A 20,714-nucleotide genomic window follows, 5' to 3' on the forward strand; every position below is an offset into this window, starting at 1 on the left:
TGCTGCCGAACGTGCCGAAGCAGGCAACCGGGGACAGGCCGACGAGAGCCTCGAAACTGTCACGTCGCGACTCGAGCGAGTCGCCGAGCGGTTGGCAGCGGCCCAGTCAGACCTTCCGGTCGACCTCTCGCGGGCGGCCGAGCGACGACTCGACCAGGCGCGCCGGCGGTCCGAACAAGCACGCAGTACCGAGAAACTCTGAGAAGCGTCTCTGAGAAGGGCATCTACGCACGGCGGAGTGCACCGCTCACCGGTCGAGTATCGCTAAAATGAAAAGTGTCGTTCTGCCGCGAAACGCGGCGTACTAAAGTAATTTAAAGTCGCGTGAGGTTCGTCGCGCGAGGGCCCTTGGGGGCCTGCTCGATGTCGAACTCCACATCCGTGCCTTCTTCGAGGTCCGGGCCGCCGATGTCTTCCATGTGGAAGAACACGTCGTCGTCAGCATCGTCCGTCGAAATGAAACCGTAGCCGCCAGTGTCGTTGAAGAAATCAACGTTTCCTTTCGCCATTGCTTTTGGACAAATGCCCCCTTCACGGTTAAGACTTGTGAGGGTTATTGTGTCATGGACAGATTTTTGTTGACATCTAATTTCGAATCTGGGAGATTGATAGACAAGTGCATCTACAACAGCAGTTATCCTCGCACTCACCGCCTAGTTCGACACCGATTCGGTTGGATTCTTTGGTATCGAAACTTCCGTGGACCGAATCACGCCCGTCGGATGCAACGAGGCTTTACCCGTCCACCGTCCGTCTCGTACCTGTGGATGCAAACGACGTTCGTCGGGCGTGGGAAGACCGGTCGGGAGAGTTTTCGCCAGAGTACTACGCGTACTATGGTCCGAACGACACGAGCGAGTCGATTCGGCGTGTGTTCGACCAGTATCTGACTCGGGAGTCGGCGATTCTGGAACTCGGGTGTGGTCCGGGCCGTCACCTCTCGCATCTCCACGACCACGGATTCGAACACCTCTACGGTGTCGACATCAACGACGAGTCGTTCGAGGTGATGGGCGAGGCGTACCCCTCTCTCGCCGCCGATGGCACGTTCTACGCCGACGCCATCGAGAACCTCGTCGGCGAGTTCGACGACGGTCAGTTCGACGCAACCTTCTCTATCGAGACGCTCCAGCACATCCACCCCGACGACGAGTGGGTCTTCGAGGAACTCGCACGCAGTACGAGTGACCTCCTCGTCACCGTCGAGAACGAAGGTGACGAGAGTGTTCCGCCGAGCGAAAGAGGCGTGAACGACGACGAGTACGACTTCCCACTCTACTACCGCGACTGGAAGCGAGTCTTCACACAGTTCGGGTTCGTCCAGTGTGAGGTCGAACGAAGCGAACACGATACCCTTCGCGTGTTTCGTCGCGCAGAAGAGTAACGGGGCGATTCTACGAGGCGCGGGATTCCGTCTAGATGGCCTCAGAACCCGCCGAATCGGAGGTACACCATGTCGGCGATGAGGACCAGTTGGAACAGTCCTTGGACACCGCCGAGTTTCGCGTTCTGTTGTCCGATGGCAGAGATGACACTCGGGTCGGGGTCGTCAGAAATCATCTCGAAGTACATGCGAATCTCACCCGGCATCAAGAATCCGAATCCCTGTACCGAGAGGATGGTGACGATTGCGAGTGCGACGACGATTGCGGGCGTCGTCATCTGGAACTGCCCGATGGTCGTCGCAACCCACGCGAGTGACCCCACAGTCGCCACGGCGAAGACGACTTGCCACCGGCGGTCGGACCACGCGTTCAGACGCCACCCGAGAAGCAAGAGGACGGGAATCAGGTTCGCCGCGGTGAAGAGCGCAAGCCACGGTTCGGCGTGGGGAAACACCCCGAGACGCTGTGCGAGCGTGAGTCCTCCTGCGATGGTGACGAGTGCCATCGACGGGAGGAAGAACGCCGTCTTCGGCGTGAGGCGTTCGAACACGGCGGCACTCTGTTCTTTCGTGAGGCCACCGATGACCGGGCCGAGAATCGCGCCGAGGAAGAGGTCGGTGCCCGTCCACAGGAGTCCGGCCATGACGTGGACGTAGGTGTGCTGTTGAAGCGTGCCGACGGTGACTGCGTACGCCAGTGCGACGACTGAGACGGCGACGATACCGCCAGCGAACGCGGGGTTCGCCCGGTTCGCCATCCCACCAATCGTCCCGCGAACTGTCACTGTTTGTGAACTCATGCATTCGAGACATGTACCAATGGTAGTAAAAGTATCAGTTGCGGTGAATCTGTGACGGACGTGCTTATCACCCCACACGCAGTCTCTTTCACAGTGGCATCCTCGCCCGTCCTAAAGGGCGGGGCTTCCTACAAGGGAAGTCTCGTCGTCGGAGGTTTCAGAACTGAAGTCCCCGAGCGTCGTCTGTCGGGATTGCCGACTCTGCTCGTGGTGTCCTGTGGTGCTGTCACAAGCACTCCCATCCTGTGGCGAGTCATCGGTGTGCAGTTTCAACGCGCACCTCTCTCCCCACGGGTTGACGCGACGTGCGATGTTCACACTCGCGTTAATGTCTGCTTGGTACTCCGTCACCCAACACTCGCCGTTCGAACAGCGGAACATGGCTTGAGAACTACGAGAGCCGATGTGTCCACACTCATGGCACGTTTGACTCGTATACGCTGGGTTCACGAATCGGACACAGATGCCCGCGTCACGGGCTTTGTCCTCGATTCGGCCAGTGAGTCGCCCGAACGCCCAGTTGTGGAGACGGCGGTTCATCCACTTGCCGTAGTCAAGATGTTCGCGGATGTACGACAGGTCTTCGAGAACGATAACGGGTTTCTCGAACTGTTGAGCGTACTCGATAGCCTGTCGAGACGCCTTCTCAACAATATCCGTGAGAGCGTTCTGATAATGGTCGAATCGCTCTTGAATACGCCACTCAGCGTCTCGCTCTTGAAGGCGACGGAGGGTCGTGAACATCTCCTTTCGGAGGCGTCGGGCACGACCGCCGTCGTAGATGTACGGTTGGGTTGGAGTATCGTCCCGAAGGGCACAGCCCGTCAGGAGTTTGGATTCCCCGATATCGAATCCGATGTACGTCGGCTCGTCTGGTTCAGTTGGCTCCGCGACCTCGTACTCGACAGTGACGTGAAGCACCCAATTCGTTCGATGCTCTTGCAGTCGAAACTCTCCGACGGACATGTCGCCGTCGAGGAGGTCGTCCCACAACTCTCTCTGTGCGGGATTGATACGGAGCGGAATCCAGAACGCATTGCCACGTCCTGCCTGTGGGACGCGCCAACAGAACTCGTGTCGTCGCTCCTCAGAGTGGTCGAGACGCCACCCACGGTTCGTGAATCGAACGGGGTGATCGTCCTTCAACTGCGAAGCGTTGTACGTGTCCCGCAGTTTCGGGACGTAGGACTTGAGCGCGTCCTTCGCGTAGGATGTGAGCGTGTACGGCGTCACAACGTCGTTAACCGCTGTTTGTGTTGTCGCGCCACTCTCGAACGATTCGGAGAGAGCGCGACGGTAGGTCGCCACAGTTCGTTGAAGACGACGCTCTTTGTGCGCCGTTGGGGGCGCGAGCGTGGCCTGCAACGTCTTGGTGGCAGTAGCGGTCACAGTAGAACACTCGAAACCATGAATGTAAAAACTATTGATTCACTAAGTTATAGCATAGATGCCGAACCTGAACATCGAAGTGAGCGACGAAGAATACGAGAAACTGAGCGAAGTAAAGGAAGCACACGGCCTGACGTGGCGGGGACTCGTCATTCAGGGTGCGAAAGCACTGGACACCGAGGGGCCACTGTAGGTCGAAGGGTACTGTGTACGAACGCGATTCCTCCCCGCCCTAAAGGACGGGGTTTCCTCGCTACCGCAAGATGACTGACGCCCTCCCGTTCGACGTCACGAGCGTCGACGACGTTGCCGCCAACCGCGACGAAGTGGTCTCGGCGGTCCAGTCCCACGCGGGGACCATCGCGCGCGAACTCGCCATCTTACAAGGCGGCGACTACGGCCAAGAGACGTTCAAGACGCGCCGCGGCAAGTGGACACTCAAGTACGAAGCGGGTGCCTTGCAGTACCTCCGGTTCAAAGGCAAGTCGGGTGGCGAGACGTACGTCGTCTCGACCAAGCAACCCCCAGAACCGAAACCGCTCGCGACGGCCATGCAGGACTACCCCGCGTTCGTCGAGGCGTACAACGAGTACGTAGAGGGACTCGACGGCGTCCTCGACGACGTTCCGACGGAGTTCCCCGAGGTCACGACGACGGCGTCTATCGTCGCCGACCGGGACCGACTCGTCGAGACCATCCGAGAGGTGGCGAACACGATTGCTGGTGAACTGAACCGATTCGACGGCGAGTACGGGACGTTCACCCAACGAGTCGGTGGGACACGCTGGGAACTGAAGTGGGACGGTCCACAGGTGTCGTACCTTCGGGTCGGTGGCGAAGGCGGCGTCTACCTGCTCTCACAGTACGAACCACCGTCGGCACCCGACGTGCGGGAACTCGCCGGTGGATTCGCGGAGTTCGTCGAGGCGTACAACGAGTACGTCGACGAGTTAGCGGTGGACCTCCAACAGGTCTCGCTCGACGACGGAAATTGAATCTCTCCCACATGTTTCTGAATAATCAATTATTGTGAAAGTAGCAGACGGCGGCTTATTTCCGAACGTTTTTCCTCGATGTGTGACCATCAATAGGTAATGGACAACAGGTCGAGAGGACGAATTGGTGTGCTCTTCGTTCTCTTCGGAGTCGGTATCGTCGTGGCGACGTTCGTCGTCGGTGCGACGTTCGCCCCCGACATCGGCGTGTCGGCCACGAACACTGCCGACGAGGGGTCGACGATGGAGACACTCGTCGGGTCCCAAGGCGGGGGTGCAGGGCTTCACAAGTACGGCAACGTCTACCTCGTCTCCAATGACTCACTCTCGTGGCGACTCTCCGACGCGGACAGTTACTTCGACGTGACGCACCTGGACGATGGGCGCATCCTCGCAGCGTTCGCAGATGGTGGATACACCGACTGTGGACCGTACAAGTCGCCGTGTACACGAACGGGCTATCGCATCATCGACCCGGACGCACCGGACGGTCCAGCGACCGTCGAGGAGTGGAGTTTCCCCGTGCGAACCATGACGAACAGCGAGGTTCACGACGTGGAACTGCTCGACTCGGGTGAAGTCCTCGTCGCCGACATGGAACACGAGCGTATCTTCACGGTTCGTGACGGTGAGGTGACGTGGCAGTGGAACGCGTCGTCGTACTACGACGCACCCGCCGACGCCACGACGGTCGATTGGCTTCACATCAACGACGTGGACGTCATCGGTGAGGACCGCTATCTCGTCTCGGTCCGCAACGCGAACCAGTTACTGGTCATCGAGCGCGGTGCGGGCGTCGTCGAGGTCATCAACGAAGACGACGACGGCGACGGGAAAGGGGACTCTGACCTCCTCTTACGCCAGCACAACCCGCAGTGGTTGGCCGATGGTGCTGTCCTCGTCGCCGACAGCGAGAACGGCCGTATCGTCGAACTACACCGAGCGCAGACCGGCGAGTGGGAAATCGTCTGGGAAGTCGACTCCGCAGAGGGCGTCAAGTTCTGGTGGCCACGAGACGCCGACCGACTGCCGAACGGGAACACGCTCATCACGGATTCGGGGAATCAGCGAATCCTCGAAGTGAACCAGACAGGTAGCGTCGTCTGGAGCACGAAGACTGACTACATCCCGTACGAGGCAGAACGCCTCCCGGTCGGAGAGACTGTCGGTGGTCCACTTCACGACTCGACGCCGATGCTCACCGACGGCCGGGGTGACGTTCCCGTCCTCTCACCGCTTCTCGCCGGCCTCCGGGCCAGTTATCCGCTGCCGTATTGGCTCTCCGAGAGCCACCTCGCGAGTATCACCTTCGGGTTCGGAACCGCCGTCTTCGGCGTCGGAATCGTCGTCCGCGACGCGTTCGGTCGGTTCTTCCGCTGACGAGTGCGGCCGTCGCCACCGACCGCGACGTTTTTTGAGTCACCGCGGCCACGTCTGTCCATGACTGACGACGACCTCGCGTGGGAGACGACTGGCACGCGAATCGACTACTCGTGCCCCGGATTCGACATCCGCATGGACGACGTGCGCCTCCCTGATGGGACGGAGACGGACTTCCACTACGTTGACGAACCGCCTGCAGTCGTCGTTCTCCCGTTCACTCCGGACGGCGACGTCGTCGTCATCGACGAGTGGCGACAGGCGGTCGGTCGAACGAACCGTGGCTTGCCTGCTGGCGGAACCGAAGACGGCGACGACGACTACGTCACTGCTGCCCACCGCGAACTCGGAGAAGAGACCGGGTACGAAGCCGAGACGATGGAGCAACTCGTGACGGTCGAACCGGCGAACGGCATCGCCAACTCGGTCCACCACTACTTCGTGGGCCGTGGGTGCGAACCGAGCGCCGACCAGAATCTCGACTTCAACGAGAGCATCCGGCCGACCACGGTCGACTACGACGAGTTGCGGCAGGCGGTCCTCGCGGGCGACGTTCGCGACGCACGCACTGTTCTCGGAGTTCTCTACTACGAACTCGCCGGTAAGTAAGGAGCCAACGGCACGGCCCGAGCGAGAAGGGTTTTGACACCGGCGGCCCTACATTTCGCTCGTGGTTACTACGACGCGACTCTTCGACTCGGCTCGGTCCCTCGTCGCTGCCCTCGTCCTCGGCGGTGGTGGTCTCCTCGTGGGGACCATCCTCGTCGTCATCACGCAGGTGGCGGCGGTGAGCGTCGGGTTCGAACTGACCCCGCTCTCAGTCATCGTCATCTCGCTCGTCCTCCTGCAAGGAATCGCCTTCGGGGGCGTCGCCCTCGGATACGTGACCGTCCGTGGTCTCGACCGCGACTACTTCGGCGTCTCCATCCCGTCGCTCCGTGACCTCGCAGCAGTCGTCCTCGGGTACGTGACGGCGCTCGGTGCGGCGTTCGTCGGCGCACTCCTCGTCTCGACGATTGGCGTCGAAGCCGGGTCGAACCAGGTGACCGAAATCGCTGCACAGGACCCCGAAGTGCTCTTGCTTCTCGTGCCGGCGTCGTTCCTCCTCATCGGCCCCGGTGAGGAACTGCTGTTCCGCGGCGTCGTCCAGAATCGTATCCGCGAGTCGTTCGGTCCCGTTCCGGGAATCGCCCTCGCGAGCGCTATCTTCGCCGCCATCCACTTCGTCGCCCTCACCGGCGGTGCGGGTGCACGTCTCGTCACTATCGGGATTCTGTTCTTCCCGAGTCTCGTCTTCGGGACGGCGTACGAACTCACCGACAACCTCGTCGTCCCTGCGCTCATCCACGGCGCGTACAACGCGACGCTCTTTACCATCGCCTACATCGCGTTCAAGTTCGCGGAGATGAACCCCGACGCGATGCCGTCTGGACTGCTGTTCTAACCCGGCAGTCGCCTTTTCGTCGCATTCTCTGGGTCCCTCTCGGCCCCAGAAGACACTTCACAGATTGGCAACACGTGTACACGTGAATCGCCGTCAGTACGTGGCCGGCGTGTGCGGTTGCGTGGCGACACTCGTTGCTACCGCCGGGTGCCTCTCTGCAACTCCCGACGGGAGCGACGCCTCGGCGACGAGTACAGAACCGGCGTCGTCGTCTCAGTACCCCGGTTCCATCACCAACGAGACGCTCACGTCCTGCGAAGCGACGTTCGTCACGTCCGAGAAGGACTACGGGACGAACACCGGGCATCCGAGAGTCGAATCGGTCGAGACGACTGCCGACGGTGTTCGTGCCGTCGTGGAGTCGGAGTGGGGCACACAGACGCCACCGCGGCACACACTGCGATTCGGGACGACCGACGACGTGAACGACTCTCGCGTCGTCGCGAGCGCGAACGACAGCGAACTGGTCGAGAGCGATGCACTCCAGCGTGCTCTCTCGGACGCTGTGGCGGGCGACCCACGCGAACTGGAATACGAGGACGATGCGTTCGAATCGGTCGTCGTGGCACTCGACGCGGCGACCGATGACGAGTTCGGTGGCGACGAATCCCGGACGATATACGTCGACTACGAGGGAACGCCTGTCGAAGTCGCGTACGAACATCGACCACCGTTGTACGTCGATTATCGGGTCGAGGCGTACTACTACGTGACCGACTCGGGAGTCTACCGGACGGAAAATCGGAGTGTCGACCCGACTGATGGCCTCTCGATGGACTGGTGTCTCGACGAGTGAGTCGACATCTCTCCACTCCCGAACGCAACTCTTACCGCCGCGCTCACGGAACGCCACTCCATGCGCGACCACTTCGAAATCCGTGACGGGGACCTCGCCGGCCGAATCGGCCGCTTGACCGTCCCTCGTGCGGGGGTCACCGTCGAGACGCCGGCCCTCCTGCCGGTCGTCAACCCGAACATCGACACGATTTCGCCCGCCCGTCTGGAATCCGAGTTCGGCGCGGAGATTCTCATCACCAACTCCTACATCATCAAGAAGAACGACCACCTCCGCGAGGAGGCTCTCGACGTGGGTCTCCACGAGATGCTCGACTTCGACGGCGCAATCATGACCGACTCGGGGTCGTTCCAACTCGCCGAGTACGGCGAAATCGACACGACGACCGAGGAGATTCTGCAGTTCCAACACGACATCGGGACGGATATCGCTACGCCGGTCGACATTCCGACGCCCCCAGACGTGGACCGCGAACAGGCCGAAGACGACCTCGAAATCACGAAGCAGGCCATCGCCGACGCCGAAGCGGTCGACACGGGCGAGATGCTCGTCAACGCCCCCGTGCAGGGGTCGACGTACCCCGACCTCCGCGAAGAGGCCGGTCGACACGCCTACGCCTCGGACCTCGACGTGTTCCCCGTCGGTGCCGTCGTCCCGATGATGAACGCCTACCGCTACGGCGACATGGTGGATGCCGTCGCCGCCGCCAAGCGGGGTCTCGGTGTCGACGCACCCGTCCACCTCTTCGGTGCGGGCCATCCGATGATGCTCGCACTCGCCGTCGCACTCGGCTGTGACCTGTTCGATTCGGCCGCGTACGCACTCTACGCTCGTGACGGCCGCTACCTCACGGTCCGCGGGACCGAGCATCTCGAAGACCTCGACTATCTCCCGTGTACCTGTCCCGTCTGTACCGAATACTCGCCCGACGACCTGCGAGCAGAGGGCGACAAGCAACAGGAGAAACTGCTGGCCGCACACAACCTCCACGTCACGTTCGCGGAACTCCGGCGCATCAAGCAGGCCATCCGCGACGGCGACCTGATGGAACTCGTCGAAGAGCGCGCACGCTCGCATCCGGCGATGCTCGACGGCTATCGCGCACTCTTAGACCACGTGGACCAACTCGAACGAGAAGACCCCGCCTCGAAGGGCGCGTTCTTCTACGTCTCCAACGAGAGCGCCCACCGGCCCGAAGTGGCCCGCCATCACGACCGGATGGACCGCCTGACCGCCGAGGGCAACGTCTTGCTCACGGAGGGTGGCATGCCCTCGGGCGACGAGTTCGACGCCGCATGGCGCGTCGTCCCACCGTTCGGTCCCTTCCCGCGTGCACTCTCGGAGACGTACCCACTGACTGCCGAGGTTCCGGAGCGACTCGACCGAGACGCCTACGAACAGGCCGCACGTGGCGTCGCCCGGTTGGTCGAAGAGAACCCCGATGCGACGTTCACCCTCGCCCACGACGACTGGCCCGCGTCGGCGCTCTCGCTCGTCCCCGACTCGGTGGCCGTGGAGTCGCTCGCAGCAGTGACCGAACAGTTAGCAGAAGCAGCAGAGTCGGACGAGTAACACTCCGACAGCGCTCTCTTGCGTCTGGTTCGTGTGCTCAGTTCTCGACAACGCATGCAAAACTAGATACAGTTCGCAGTTTCACATCTCTCGTACAATCATGTGCACTCACAGTCGGGGGCGAGACGTGTGGTAGCCGACCAGTTCATCCAACTATTCGGTGACAACCCCGTCGTCCACGGACTCGTCGGCGGATTCGTCATCGCTGGATTCAACCTGTTGGGTGCCTCGCTCGTGTTCGTCTGGCGAAACCCGTCTGAGCGAGCGCTCAACGGTGCACTCGGATTCGCCGCGGGTGTGATGTTGGCCGCGAGTTTCACGAGTCTCATCATCCCCGGTATCGAGACGTATTCGAACGGAAACCCGATTCCAGTGCTGTTCGGGATGGCACTCGGTGCGCTCTTTTTGGACCGCGCTGACGCACTCGTCCCGCACGCGCACTATCTCCTCTCTGGGCGTCGCAGAACAGACGCTGCGAACCCGCCTGAAGAATCACCGGTCGACGACGAAAAACTCGCTGGCGTCGTGTTGTTCATCCTCGCGATTACACTCCACAACATGCCGGAAGGGCTCGCTGTGGGTGTCGGGTTCGGGAGCGGTGACCTCTCTACGGCCATCCCGTTGATGCTCGCTATCGGCATCCAGAACATCCCCGAGGGGCTTGCGGTGTCGGTTGCTGCTATCAACGCAGGGCTAGATAGGCGGTTCTACGCTGCACTCGCGGGGGTTCGGTCCGGAATCGTCGAGATTCCTCTCGCAGTCTTCGGAGCGTACGCCGTGTTGACAGTCTCGGCGTTGTTGCCCTACGCGATGGGATTCGCGGCAGGCGCGATGCTGTTCGTCATCAGCGACGAAATCATCCCCGAGACGCACACGGGAGGCCTCGAACGAACTGCGACGCTGGGAACCATCTTCGGTACAATCGTGATGCTCTACCTCGACATCTCGCTCGGCTAACTCAGGGCGCGCGACGTGGACCACTCTCCACGGAACGTCTTCCGGTTCTTCGGCCGGTGTTTTGGTGCTGTCTCGTGGTTCTTTAAGGGCCTCCAACGTATCAGCAAAAACGATGGAGGCTGTCCTCTGGTACGTGCTCACGGGAACTCGCGGTGGTGAAAACCGCGTGCGAATCCTCCGGACTATCGAGGAACAGCCACGAAACGCGAATCAACTCGCCGAGTCACTGGACCTCGACTACAAGACGGTGAGACACCACCTCGACGTCCTGCTGGACAACGACGTCGTCCAGCGAAGCGGTGACGACTACGGGGCAGTCTACCTCCCGTCGCCACGGTGTCGAGCGAACTGGGAGACTGTCGAGACGATTATCGAACGAATCGACTGATTATGAAGGAATTTGGGAAAGCGTATATGACACATCCGCGGAAAGTGGGGGACGAATGAGTATCTGGGTCGACGTCGCGCGCGTCTCTGCCGCACTCAACGTCGTCGTGCTGTTCGTCCTGTCGGCGATTTGGGCGCGCAACTACCTGACCTTCCGGTCCAAACACGCGATTGGGCTCCTCGTCTTCGGCGTGTTTCTCTTGGCCGAGAACGCACTGGCACTCTACATGTACCTCGTCGACCCGACGCTCTCGGGGTGGTTCGCCACCGACGTGCCCGTCATCGCGTGGCGACTCATGATGCTCTTGCACGTCTTCGAGACGTTTGGTCTCGCGTTCCTCGCGTGGATTACCATCGACTAAACTGAAGACGACGGCGGCGTCTCCGGGTCGAACGACCTACTTTTTCGGCTTTCGCTCGTGCGTCGGGTGGTCTGAGATGTAGACGCTCGTGTGAGATGGTACGTCCTCTGTGACCCACGAGTTCGCCCCGATACTGACGTGGTCGCCGATGGTGACCGCGCCGAGGACTTTACTACCAGCGCCGATGACGACGCTGTCGCCGATATCTGGGTGGCGTTTGTACCCTTTCTTCAGCGTGTGCTCGTCGTCTTCTTCTTCTTCGAAGTGGAGTGCACCGAGGGTCACGTCCTGATAGATTCTGGCCCAGTCGCCGATGGTCACCGTCTCGCCGATGACGACGCCGGTGCCGTGGTCGATGAAGAAGTAGTCGCCGATGTCGGCACCGGGGTGGATGTCGATTCCGGACTCCATCTTGGCGTACTCGGTCAACTCACGGGCGTACTCGGGCGCACCCATCTCGTAGAAGGCGTGAGCGATACGCTGGACGACGATTGCCTGGAGTCCCGGATACGACCGTATTATCTCGATGTAACTTCGCGCGGCAGGGTCGCCTTTGTACGCCGCTTCCACGTCTTTCTTCAGCGTCGCTCGAATCTCTGGGAGTCGGTCGAAGACGGACTCGACGACGATAGATGGGTCCTCGTCGCTGTAGGGAGCGATGCCGTCGTAACAGAGGGCAGCGAGTTCACGCACTTCCTCTCGCAGCGCAGCGTCGTTTTCGACGAGCGACCCGGCGTTCCAGCACCGAGGAAAGATGAGGCGCGTGAACAGGTGCACGTCGTCTCGGAGGTGGTCGCGTCGGGGGAAGTTCAGTGACGTGTCCGTCGGAAACGGGTCGTCGTCCTCACGGTAAGACGCAGAGAGGGCGAGATGGGCGTCACCAGTGTAGGTGTAGGACATGCAATACCACTAATTGGGGGCGAGTGGCTATTTAGTCTCATTCTCTTCGCGTGGGATGAGAGTCGGGGTGGTCGCACTCGCAGTCCGATTTTTCGCCCGCTGAAGTCGTGTTCTCGCGGTGAAATCCGAATACTGGGGGCACATCGGGGGGAGATTTGGGTGAGAGTTCGGAAAATCTTCTTTTAAATATTCGACCCCCTCTGAGGTATGCGACACACACTCGCAGTGTTGATGACACTCGTCGTCGTCGCCGGGGGAATCCCGGTGGCAACGGCGGCCCAACAGGAGACGGCGTCCGTCTCGTTCGACAATCAAGCCTCGGCCGGAACGACCGTCACGGTCGATTCGGTCACGCTCCCCGACGGTGGGTTCGTGACTATCCACGACGCCTCACTCTCCGATGGAAACGTCCTCGGGAGCGTCGTCGGGTCGTCTGCGTACCTCGACGCCGGCACGCACGAGAACGTCACCGTGACACTCGACGACCCAGTCGCCGAGTCTGGGACGTACATCGCCATGCCACACATGGACTCAGACGGTGACCGCGTCTACTCGTTCGTCGCCGCGAACGGTGGTGCAGACGGACCCTACACCGCCGACGGTGGTCCCGTCGTGGACGATGCGATAGTGAACGCCAGCGCGTCCGTCTCGATGAGCGACCAGCCGACGACGGGTGACTCCGTCGTGGTGGACCGCGTCGAACTCTCGCAAGGTGGGTTCGTGACCATCCACGACGCGACTGTCACTGAGGGTGCCGTCTTCGAGAGCATCCGCGGTACGTCCGCGTACCTCGAAGCGGGCGTCCACGAAAACGTCCGCGTCGAACTGGACGACCCAGTGACCGAGAACACGACGCTCGTCCCGATGGCGCACATGGACACCGACGGCGACCAGATGTACACTTTCCCGGAGACGGAGGGCGAAACCGATGGTCCATACGTCACTGACGGTGGTGCAGTCGTCGATACTGCGATGGCCATGCCCTCCGACACGGCGACCGTCACCTACAGCGAGCAAGCGACCGGTGGGTACTCACTCGTCGTCGATTCGGTGTTCCTCCCCGACGGTGGATTCGTGACGATCCACGACGGAACCGTCACTGACGGCGCGGTGTTCGAGAGTATCCGCGGCACCACCACGTATCTCGAACCCGGCCTGCACAACGACGTGCGAGTTACGCTCGACGCGCCGCTGAACGAGACGACGACTGTCGTCCCGATGGCGCACATGGACACCGACGACGACCAGACGTACACCTTCCCCGAGTCGGACGGTGAGACAGACGGCCCGTACACTGACGACAGTGGTGCAGTCGTCGCCAGCGGCAACGCAACCGTGTCGGCGAGCGTCGACTACAGCACGAAAACGTCCGACGGAACGACCGTCGTGGTGGACCGCGTCGAACTTGCTGACGGCGGGTTCGTCGTCGTTCACGACCCATCGCTCTCCGGCGGTGCCGTGTTCGAGAGCGTCGTCGGTGCGTCCGCGTACCTCGAACCCGGCGTTCACGAGAACGTCACCGTGACACTCGACGAACCGATTCGCTCCTCGCAGGTGCTGACGCCGATGGCACACATGGACACCGACGGCGACCAGACGTACACGTTCGCCGAGTCGGACGGTGAGGCAGACGGCCCGTACGTCGCTGACGGCGGCGCAGTCGTTGCCAGTGCCCACACGTCGGTCAACGCCGTCGTCACGTCGGCAGACCAGTCCGGCGATGGCACGACTGTGACAGTCGAATCCGTCACCCTCCACGACGGCGGGTTCGTGACGGTCCACGATGCGACTGTCACCGAGGGTGCCGTCTTCGAGAGCGTCCGCGGAACCTCCGCGTACCTCGAACCCGGCACCCACGAGAACGTCGAAATCGTGCTCGACACGCCGCTCGAAGAGTCGGGAACGATTGTTCCGATGGCCCACAGAGACACCAACGGAAACCAGGCCTACGACTTCCTGACGAGCGAGGGCGCTGACGATGGACCGTACGTGGCATCGACCGGTGCCGTGGTCGACACTGCGGCGTACACCGTAGACATGGACTCGGAGACGACGATGGACACCGAGACGATGACTGACGAACCAACGACGGAGATGACCGACGACTCGGCCGAGACGACTGAGGACGCCGCCGGAATGGGGGCATCTTCGACTGAGGCACCCGGATTTGGTCTCGTCGCCGCCCTCGTCGCCCTCGTCGCCGGAGTACTCGTCGTCGCGCGGCGTCGCTGAGATTCGCACCGCCACCGACCATCTCACCCGTCGCTGGCCTCGCTGATTCGCATCGCCTTCCAAGCACCCGCTTTCCGTACGCCGTGTGGGCAACAAAGCCACCCCTGCACGGCACCCGCCCGCTTGGGTATCTTTTTGTGTACCTACCGACGCGCCTGCTTACTGCGTCGTCTCCATCCGACTCGCGTAGTCCCACGTGTGCAGTTTCGTGGGCCGGATCCGAATCGTCACCTCGTCGCGTTCCGGTGCGAGCAGTCGCTTCGCCAGTGGGGAGTCGTCGTCGCCGAGATATCGATGGATGAGGCGAGAGAGGACTGCCTTCTCGTCGTCGGGTTCGACCGTTGCGACGCCCCTCCCACGAACCCCTCGATAGGGCGGGTCGTTCGTCGATACCTCGAACGCCACGTCGTCGTGGGCCCGGAGGAACCGAACCACGTCGGCGTCGGCCGAGGTGGCACACCGGAGTTCGGGCGTCTCCGGGTCCCACTCGTACCACAGCGAGAGCATCCAGAGGTCGTCCGACGGGGTTCGACACGAGAGTCTGACGGGAATCGTCGTCATCGTGAGGAACTCGTCGAGACGGGCACGCGACCACGGGCCCGATGGGGTGAGGGAGTCCATAGATGGTGGTTAGTGCTGCAGGAGCTAAGTCGTGTAGGCCCGGTGGGAATTCAGCGAGGACTCACGCCCGCAGAAGGCAAGTTAATTGCCCGTCGGGGGCCGAAAGCGGGTATGACCGACTACTTCGAGGTTCACGCGCGCGACGGCGCCGCCCGAATCGGAGAGTTGCGCCTCTCCGATCCGGTGACGACGCCCGCGCCTGTGGACGACGTTCTCGAGGATGCTGGAAGCCTCTGGGCGGCGGAACGCGAGATGCCCGAGGGCTCTGACGACGTGCTGACTGTCCTTCCACACCGTTCGCTTCCCGCAGGGAGCGCAGACGAAGTGCGGGAGTCGTTCGCCGTCGACTACCCCGACGTGGACTACCCTTCTGCGGCAGTCGTCACGGCCGACACCGCCGCCGACTACGGCGCTGACGCGTACATCCTCTCCGACGCACAGGGATTCGTCGGACACGCCCGCGCCTTCCGCGACAACATCGTCGAAGCCAAAGAGAACCTGCCCGCAGACACCGCACTCATGCTCTCCGGTGTCGCGACGCCGCGCAACGTCTCGCTTCTCGTCTATGCGGGTGTCGACCTCGTCGACGAGACGCGCGCCCGAGCACGTGGACTCGAAGGGTTCTACCTCACGACCGACGGCGAGTACTTCCTCGAAGACCTGGACGAACTCCCGTGTGCGTGTGCGGCGTGTCAGAAACCGGCGTCCGAGTTCACCCGTGCCGACGCCGCTGACCACAACGCGAACGCGCTCCGCGCGGAACTCGCTCGCGTCCGTCGTCGTATCCGTGATGGTCGCCTCCGCGACTACATCGAGGGACAGGCCCGCCACGACCAGTGGTTGACGGCCGCGTTCCGCCGCTTCGACCAGCAGTACAGGTACCTCGAAGAACGGACGCCCGTCATCCGCGACACGGAACTGACGGCGGCGTCCGAGGAGTCCATCGACCGTGTGGAGATTCAGCGCTTCGCAGACCGCGTGACGACCCGCTACAAAAATCGGTTCGACAACCCACTCGTCTTGCTCCCGTGTTCGGCGAAGAAACCGTACAGCGAGTCACAGAGCCACCGCCAGTTCCACGAAGCGGTGCAGTACCGCGCCCACATGGTGTCGATGACCTCGCCCATCGGCGTCGTCCCACAGGAGTTGGAACTGACCTACCCCGCACAGCACTACGACTCGGTCGTCACCGGCGACTGGTCCGAAGACGAGAAGTCGTTCGTCGCCGAGGTGCTCCGCCGGTATCTCGAACGAAACGACTACTCGCGCATCATCGCGCACGTGCCACCGGGTGCGTACACCGAAATCGTCGAACGAGTCGAGGCGGACCTCGGCCTCGACGTCGAGTACACTGTCTCTGAACACCCGACGACGACCGAATCCATCGGCAACCTCATGCGGACGCTCGACGGCGAACCGAAGTTCTCGCGTGACGAACGCGAACACAACGTCGTGAAAGCACTCGCCGACTACCAACTCGGTCCAGAGGCGGGTGACGCACTCTTTGCTGACGTGGAACTCGAGATGACGAGTCGGTACCCCAAGTTGCAGGTGTGGAACGGCGAGGGCGAGCAGTTGGCGACGATGGTGCCACAGTACGGCGTCCTCTCGTTCACGCTGGAAGGCGCGAAAGTCTGGCGCGACAGCGACGCGCCGACGAAGACGGTCGAAATCGACGGGTTCGTTCCACACGGGTCGGTCCTCGCGCCGGGCGTCGTCGACGCTGACGACGACATTCGACCGGGCGACGAAGTCGTCGTCGAGGGTCCCAAGGCGTTTGCAATCGGTCGCGCGGAGATGGGTGGCAGCGAGATGACCGACTCCACGCGTGGCATCGCCGTCGAGATTCGCCACGTCGAAGAGAGGTAACGGCGGACGGCGCCCGGAAACCCCGGTGTCATTTCTTTCAGTTTGGTCTCGGCGGACACAGCAGCACCTGAGCTCTCTCGTCAGACACGTATTTGTGTTCGAACACGTCCCCGTCCACACTCTCGCTCCGATATAGTTGGAACGGCGCACAAGCGGTCCATAATGTGTATCCTGTCTCTCGTCGTAATTATCAGTGTGCTATAATTTTAAATACTATCCAGAGCCAACACGTTACACATGGTTGGGCGACGAGAGGAAACATCGGAGGCGTTTGGAGAACTCCCCGACGAAAGGGCGTTAGCGTGGACGATTACTCGGGCTCTGTTGGCCGCGAACGATTCCGCGTCGCGCGCACTCGAACTGCACTTGTTGCAGTCTCAGTACCACGACGACAGCGGCGACCCGACAGCGACGAAACAGTACATCGACACAGCGATCGAGTACCACGAACAGATTATCGAGGACCTCCGTCTTGCACGCGACGGTCTCGATTATTCCGACACACGGTAGTCCTCGACCCGTCCCCGCCCACCCCAGCCTCCCTCTGCAGTCTGCCGAAAATGGTCGTTTCAGTATTACGTGCTTATTTATCGTGTGACACAAACATTACTGTATGAAGTTGGCCGTCCCAACTGACTTCGATATACTGGAGGCCCTCTCCGATGGGAGGCGGAACACCGCCGTGAACCTCTCGTATATCCTCGACAAGAATCGCTCGTACATCAATACACGGTTGCCGATACTGGCAGACTACGGACTTCTGGAGCGAGTCGGGCCCGCGCCAAAGTCCGGTCTGTACGAGATTACGGAGAAAGGAGTCGTGGTGGCAGAGCACCGCGACAAGTACCGAACTGATGGTGTCGACTTCGACGAACTCGTCGCGTCCGAACTCAGGGCACGGACCGACGACGCAGACGAATAGAGAGTCAACGACGCGCCACAACCGGAGGTCAGGGACGGCCTTCGGAGGCACCCCGGCGCGCAATGCAGTCTACTTCTCTTCGCGAACTGGCGGAGCACCACGACACGATACCTCGACTCCGAGTGTTGTCGCCGCCTTTTTGCTAACTGGTCACCCACTGCACGATATGACCGTCGAAGAACTCTCACTCGGTGTCCCGAAACCCATCATCGACGCGCTGCCGGAGTCGGACGGCGCGGCCGCACAGGACATGCAGAAGGCTGTCCAGGGACTCGAAACCCGGTTGAACCGTGCAATCGTCGACGCCGAGTCGGAGGCCGAAGCAGCGCAGTACGTCGTCGACGCCATCGAGCGACTCGAAGACCACTACGAGAAGTACGACGAGTTCGTTCCCGAACTCCGCGCGTGGGGGCAGTCTCCGATCTACGCCATCGCCTGGCGAAACCTCCAGGGTGACCTCATCTTGCAGTTGCAGGAGTACGACTGGCTGAAACCGCACATCGACCGGGAACGGAACCTCCGCATGGTCGAAGACGGGATTCGGTTCGGGAAGCGCTGAACCGGTTCCTGTGACGTTGGCAGTAAGCCAGTTTGAGTGCGGCTACTTGGGAGGATAGCGTAAATTGCGCCACGACAGTATTGTTTAGTATATGAAAAACCATCTGGGAAATTTGTCCAGTGAACATCTAGGTCAAATCCCAGAAATTGGCGTTCTGGTGGGTGAGAAACCCATAATCACGGGGTCGGGGACTGTCTGTAGTGGCTTTAAAAACGAATTATACCTTTCTACTGAATACTTTTGGGTGAGTTTGCTGTAAATGGCTATCTATTCTTCATAAAGAAATATATACTGGAATTTGATTTATGTTTGTATGGTTTTAACCGTGGGTAAAATTTTGGAACTATGGCAATACTGGTGGCTAACTCACGTGTCTCTCGCTGCTGTCGACGAATACTGAACTTCCCAAAACCAAACGAGAACCGTCTGCAATCGACGATGACTGTCGATTAGGCGGTCTAAATGACACCAAGATTTAATTATATTGTTAGTGACTAGCACCTATGGACGACCGCGACGAGGCGGAGTCACGTCGTCCGACGACTGACTCCACGGTGGGGGACTCGTCGTCATTTGCAGGGCTTGCAGAGGAGGTTTCCTCGAAGAGAGGGACTTCCAAAGACGCACGCGATGAGACGGATTCGACAGTGGGTGGGTCCCTGTCGGACCTTGCGGAATCTGTGCGTGCGCGACGTCCTCGCATCGACGACAACAGTACCTTCGAACGAAACAACGACGGGTGGGACTTCATCGACACGGATACTGACCTGGAAGACCCTCCCGACAGAGATATCGAATTTGGACTGGAGGCGGAGGCCGTATTCGAACACGTTGAAAGAGAAACGAGTCTCTTGCTCGTCGGCCCGGGTGAGAGTACGGTCGCGTCGCGGCTTTCTGAGCGCTTGATGAGGCCCTCGTCTGCAATGACAAACAGCCACCAACTCATTATTTCGATCGACAGGCCGCCAGAAGAGCAACTCGACACGCTCCAGCGACTCCAGAGCGACGCTGTAGAAACGCAGGTTCTCATCGACGCACGGTCGTACGCTGGCAGTGACACCAGAGACAAGTATGGCGACCAAGTCGACGTTCTGCGGGTCTCGAAACCGAGTGACCTTCGACGAATCGGTATCCTGACGACGAAAGTTTTGACAAGATGGGACAACGCTGGGGTACCGATATCCGTCTGCTTTCAGTCGATATCCAATCTCCTTGATGCGGTCACCGATACGCAGCGCGTCTTCAGGTTTTTACACATCCTCCATGGACGAATTCGTGCTGCCGACGCTCATGCGTACTTCTATTTCGATTCAACACGTCACGACGAACAGACGACCCGCACATTCTATTCGCTGTTCGATTCAGTACTTGAATTCGATGCCGACGGGTCGCTCGCGGTCCTTTGACGACGCTGCCGTTACGTGAGCCACTCGAAATCGGTTTTGTCGGGCGGTGACGTGGACTCCTGTTCGGATTGCGCCGAATTCTGTTCCGACGCCAACTCTGTCTGGTCGTCGACTTCAGAGGGGTTGTCGTCTCCCTCACGCTGGTCGTCCGACTGCTCGGTATCGCTTGCGTCCTCGCGTTTCCTCGACGGTGACGACTGTGGTTCTGTCCCACCGGTAGTCACGGTGTACGAGGACAAAAAGAGCCACTTTGTCTCGCTCGTCACACCCGTCAGTGGACGCTGACAGTTCGGGCAGTCGGGTGTCGTTAGGAGGGCAAAGTCGACCGACTCACCGCATTGCTCGCACGTAGCGCGGTAGGTCCCATGGTCTCGAGCATCCTCCCGTAACTGACGAAGCTGGTCACGTTTGGCCCGCAGTTCTCTAATCTCTGCTCGGTACTGTATCTCAGTTTGGGTGAGTCGAACGTCGAGTTCGTCACCCATCTCGACGAGATATTCGAGAATCGTTTGGAGATCCTCGAACTCGTCGTCGAGTCGAGATTGGAGTCGCTGTTGTTCCGCTTCCAGCGACGCCCGAACGTCTTCGACCGTTTCAGCGAGGGTGTCTACGTCGTGGTCTGCTTCGAGATTGCCAAGTCTTGCTGTGAGTGACTGAACCAACTCTGTCAGCGCTTCGCGTTGCTGCGCCGCCGACTGGAGGTCTGTCTCCAGTGATTCGATGTATTCGAGTAACTCGT

General features: G+C 60.7%; 22 protein-coding genes and 2 pseudogenes. 18 read left to right on the forward strand and 6 right to left on the reverse strand.

Annotation, left to right across the window (positions count from 1 at the left end; all coding sequences use genetic code 11):
- Nucleotides 1-202: pseudogene (locus AUR66_RS02980) on the forward strand (hypothetical protein); the annotation flags it as partial.
- Nucleotides 203-314: 112 nt separating this feature from the next.
- On the opposite strand, the gene AUR66_RS02985 reads toward AUR66_RS02980, so the two are convergent.
- On the reverse strand, nt 315-509 hold the full coding sequence (locus AUR66_RS02985; RefSeq protein WP_004041873.1) for a cold-shock protein: 195 nt from the start codon (nt 507-509) through the stop codon (nt 315-317).
- A gap of 254 nt (nt 510-763) precedes the next feature.
- Here AUR66_RS02985 and AUR66_RS02990 point away from each other — a divergent pair, with 254 nt between their 5' ends.
- Complete coding sequence (locus AUR66_RS02990; protein ID WP_058571034.1) at nt 764-1,384, forward strand: class I SAM-dependent methyltransferase; 621 nt, start codon at nt 764-766, stop codon at nt 1,382-1,384.
- Between the two features lie 41 nt (nt 1,385-1,425).
- Here AUR66_RS02990 and AUR66_RS02995 read toward each other — a convergent pair whose 3' ends face one another.
- Both AUR66_RS02995 and AUR66_RS03000 read right to left on the reverse strand, forming a co-directional pair.
- Nucleotides 1,426-2,142, reverse strand: coding sequence for a hypothetical protein (locus AUR66_RS02995; RefSeq protein WP_058571035.1), 717 nt, complete (start codon nt 2,140-2,142; stop codon nt 1,426-1,428).
- Between the two features lie 153 nt (nt 2,143-2,295).
- Nucleotides 2,296-3,573 (reverse strand): RNA-guided endonuclease TnpB family protein, encoded by a 1,278-nt coding sequence (locus AUR66_RS03000; RefSeq protein ID WP_058571036.1) that lies wholly within the window; start codon nt 3,571-3,573, stop codon nt 2,296-2,298.
- 58 nt (nt 3,574-3,631) lie between these two features.
- Between AUR66_RS03000 and AUR66_RS23040 the strand changes: the two genes are divergently transcribed.
- From AUR66_RS23040 to AUR66_RS03045, 10 genes are all read left to right on the forward strand, one after another.
- Entirely contained in the window at nt 3,632-3,766 is a 135-nt protein-coding gene (locus AUR66_RS23040; protein ID WP_007543265.1) for a hypothetical protein, read from the forward strand.
- Nucleotides 3,767-3,836: 70 nt separating this feature from the next.
- Nucleotides 3,837-4,568 (forward strand): hypothetical protein, encoded by a 732-nt coding sequence (locus AUR66_RS03005; RefSeq protein WP_058571037.1) that lies wholly within the window; start codon nt 3,837-3,839, stop codon nt 4,566-4,568.
- A 99-nt stretch (nt 4,569-4,667) separates the two neighbouring features.
- Nucleotides 4,668-5,948, forward strand: coding sequence for an arylsulfotransferase family protein (locus tag AUR66_RS03010; protein ID WP_058571038.1), 1,281 nt, complete (start codon nt 4,668-4,670; stop codon nt 5,946-5,948).
- A gap of 60 nt (nt 5,949-6,008) precedes the next feature.
- Nucleotides 6,009-6,557, forward strand: a complete 549-nt coding sequence (locus AUR66_RS03015) for an NUDIX hydrolase (RefSeq protein ID WP_058571039.1) — start codon at nt 6,009-6,011, stop codon at nt 6,555-6,557.
- A 61-nt stretch (nt 6,558-6,618) separates the two neighbouring features.
- Nucleotides 6,619-7,392 (forward strand): CPBP family intramembrane glutamic endopeptidase, encoded by a 774-nt coding sequence (locus tag AUR66_RS03020; protein WP_058571040.1) that lies wholly within the window; start codon nt 6,619-6,621, stop codon nt 7,390-7,392.
- Nucleotides 7,393-7,513: 121 nt separating this feature from the next.
- Entirely contained in the window at nt 7,514-8,188 is a 675-nt protein-coding gene (locus tag AUR66_RS03025) for a hypothetical protein (protein WP_058571041.1), read from the forward strand.
- Between the two features lie 60 nt (nt 8,189-8,248).
- Nucleotides 8,249-9,760, forward strand: coding sequence for a tRNA guanosine(15) transglycosylase TgtA (gene tgtA / locus AUR66_RS03030; RefSeq protein WP_058571042.1), 1,512 nt, complete (start codon nt 8,249-8,251; stop codon nt 9,758-9,760).
- Nucleotides 9,761-9,889: 129 nt separating this feature from the next.
- Nucleotides 9,890-10,717, forward strand: coding sequence for a ZIP family metal transporter (locus tag AUR66_RS03035; RefSeq protein WP_058571043.1), 828 nt, complete (start codon nt 9,890-9,892; stop codon nt 10,715-10,717).
- 112 nt (nt 10,718-10,829) lie between these two features.
- Entirely contained in the window at nt 10,830-11,105 is a 276-nt protein-coding gene (locus AUR66_RS03040; protein ID WP_058571044.1) for an ArsR/SmtB family transcription factor, read from the forward strand.
- Between the two features lie 55 nt (nt 11,106-11,160).
- Nucleotides 11,161-11,466 (forward strand): hypothetical protein, encoded by a 306-nt coding sequence (locus AUR66_RS03045; protein ID WP_058571045.1) that lies wholly within the window; start codon nt 11,161-11,163, stop codon nt 11,464-11,466.
- Nucleotides 11,467-11,502: 36 nt separating this feature from the next.
- On the opposite strand, the gene epsC is transcribed toward AUR66_RS03045, so the two are convergent.
- Complete coding sequence (gene epsC / locus AUR66_RS03050) at nt 11,503-12,366, reverse strand: serine O-acetyltransferase EpsC (RefSeq protein WP_058571046.1); 864 nt, start codon at nt 12,364-12,366, stop codon at nt 11,503-11,505.
- Nucleotides 12,367-12,597: 231 nt separating this feature from the next.
- Here epsC and AUR66_RS03055 point away from each other — a divergent pair, with 231 nt between their 5' ends.
- Entirely contained in the window at nt 12,598-14,598 is a 2,001-nt protein-coding gene (locus AUR66_RS03055) for a DUF7282 domain-containing protein (protein ID WP_197409661.1), read from the forward strand.
- Nucleotides 14,599-14,757: 159 nt separating this feature from the next.
- On the opposite strand, the gene AUR66_RS03060 is transcribed toward AUR66_RS03055, so the two are convergent.
- A complete protein-coding gene (locus tag AUR66_RS03060; protein WP_058571048.1) occupies nt 14,758-15,219 on the reverse strand; it encodes a hypothetical protein in 462 nt (153 codons plus the stop codon).
- Nucleotides 15,220-15,330: 111 nt separating this feature from the next.
- Here AUR66_RS03060 and arcS point away from each other — a divergent pair, with 111 nt between their 5' ends.
- The 5 genes from arcS (at nt 15,331) to AUR66_RS23335 (ending at nt 19,975) form a co-directional block, all read left to right on the forward strand.
- Nucleotides 15,331-17,088, forward strand: a complete 1,758-nt coding sequence (gene arcS, locus AUR66_RS03065) for an archaeosine synthase subunit alpha (RefSeq protein ID WP_058571049.1) — start codon at nt 15,331-15,333, stop codon at nt 17,086-17,088.
- 237 nt (nt 17,089-17,325) lie between these two features.
- Nucleotides 17,326-17,598, forward strand: a complete 273-nt coding sequence (locus AUR66_RS03070) for a hypothetical protein (protein ID WP_058571050.1) — start codon at nt 17,326-17,328, stop codon at nt 17,596-17,598.
- Nucleotides 17,599-17,701: 103 nt separating this feature from the next.
- Entirely contained in the window at nt 17,702-18,010 is a 309-nt protein-coding gene (locus AUR66_RS03075; protein ID WP_058571051.1) for a hypothetical protein, read from the forward strand.
- A 166-nt stretch (nt 18,011-18,176) separates the two neighbouring features.
- Complete coding sequence (locus AUR66_RS03080; RefSeq protein WP_058571052.1) at nt 18,177-18,569, forward strand: hypothetical protein; 393 nt, start codon at nt 18,177-18,179, stop codon at nt 18,567-18,569.
- Nucleotides 18,570-19,072: 503 nt separating this feature from the next.
- Complete coding sequence (locus AUR66_RS23335; RefSeq protein ID WP_058571053.1) at nt 19,073-19,975, forward strand: DUF7504 family protein; 903 nt, start codon at nt 19,073-19,075, stop codon at nt 19,973-19,975.
- Nucleotides 19,976-19,986: 11 nt separating this feature from the next.
- Here AUR66_RS23335 and AUR66_RS21680 read toward each other — a convergent pair.
- Nucleotides 19,987-20,714, reverse strand: a pseudogene (locus AUR66_RS21680) (hypothetical protein); the annotation flags it as partial.

The sequence above is a fragment of the Haloferax profundi genome, from assembly GCF_001469865.1.
Classification (GTDB): domain Archaea; phylum Halobacteriota; class Halobacteria; order Halobacteriales; family Haloferacaceae; genus Haloferax; species Haloferax profundi.

Bases quoted from the DNA above. Each gene is read 5' to 3' on its own strand.
- AUR66_RS02985 (WP_004041873.1), bottom strand. From the start codon at position 509: ATGGCGAAAGGAAACGTTGATTTCTTCAACGACACTGGCGGCTACGGT.
- AUR66_RS02995 (WP_058571035.1), bottom strand. From the start codon at position 2,142: ATGGCGAACCGGGCGAACCCCGCGTTCGCTGGCGGTATCGTCGCCGTC.
- AUR66_RS23040 (WP_007543265.1), top strand. From the start codon at position 3,632: ATGCCGAACCTGAACATCGAAGTGAGCGACGAAGAATACGAGAAACTG.
- AUR66_RS03005 (WP_058571037.1), top strand. From the start codon at position 3,837: ATGACTGACGCCCTCCCGTTCGACGTCACGAGCGTCGACGACGTTGCC.
- AUR66_RS03010 (WP_058571038.1), top strand. From the start codon at position 4,668: ATGGACAACAGGTCGAGAGGACGAATTGGTGTGCTCTTCGTTCTCTTC.
- AUR66_RS03015 (WP_058571039.1), top strand. From the start codon at position 6,009: ATGACTGACGACGACCTCGCGTGGGAGACGACTGGCACGCGAATCGAC.
- tgtA (WP_058571042.1), top strand. From the start codon at position 8,249: ATGCGCGACCACTTCGAAATCCGTGACGGGGACCTCGCCGGCCGAATC.
- AUR66_RS03040 (WP_058571044.1), top strand. From the start codon at position 10,830: ATGGAGGCTGTCCTCTGGTACGTGCTCACGGGAACTCGCGGTGGTGAA.
- AUR66_RS03045 (WP_058571045.1), top strand. From the start codon at position 11,161: ATGAGTATCTGGGTCGACGTCGCGCGCGTCTCTGCCGCACTCAACGTC.
- epsC (WP_058571046.1), bottom strand. From the start codon at position 12,366: ATGTCCTACACCTACACTGGTGACGCCCATCTCGCCCTCTCTGCGTCT.
- AUR66_RS03055 (WP_197409661.1), top strand. From the start codon at position 12,598: ATGACACTCGTCGTCGTCGCCGGGGGAATCCCGGTGGCAACGGCGGCC.
- AUR66_RS03060 (WP_058571048.1), bottom strand. From the start codon at position 15,219: ATGGACTCCCTCACCCCATCGGGCCCGTGGTCGCGTGCCCGTCTCGAC.
- arcS (WP_058571049.1), top strand. From the start codon at position 15,331: ATGACCGACTACTTCGAGGTTCACGCGCGCGACGGCGCCGCCCGAATC.
- AUR66_RS03070 (WP_058571050.1), top strand. From the start codon at position 17,326: ATGGTTGGGCGACGAGAGGAAACATCGGAGGCGTTTGGAGAACTCCCC.
- AUR66_RS03075 (WP_058571051.1), top strand. From the start codon at position 17,702: ATGAAGTTGGCCGTCCCAACTGACTTCGATATACTGGAGGCCCTCTCC.
- AUR66_RS03080 (WP_058571052.1), top strand. From the start codon at position 18,177: ATGACCGTCGAAGAACTCTCACTCGGTGTCCCGAAACCCATCATCGAC.
- AUR66_RS23335 (WP_058571053.1), top strand. From the start codon at position 19,073: ATGGACGACCGCGACGAGGCGGAGTCACGTCGTCCGACGACTGACTCC.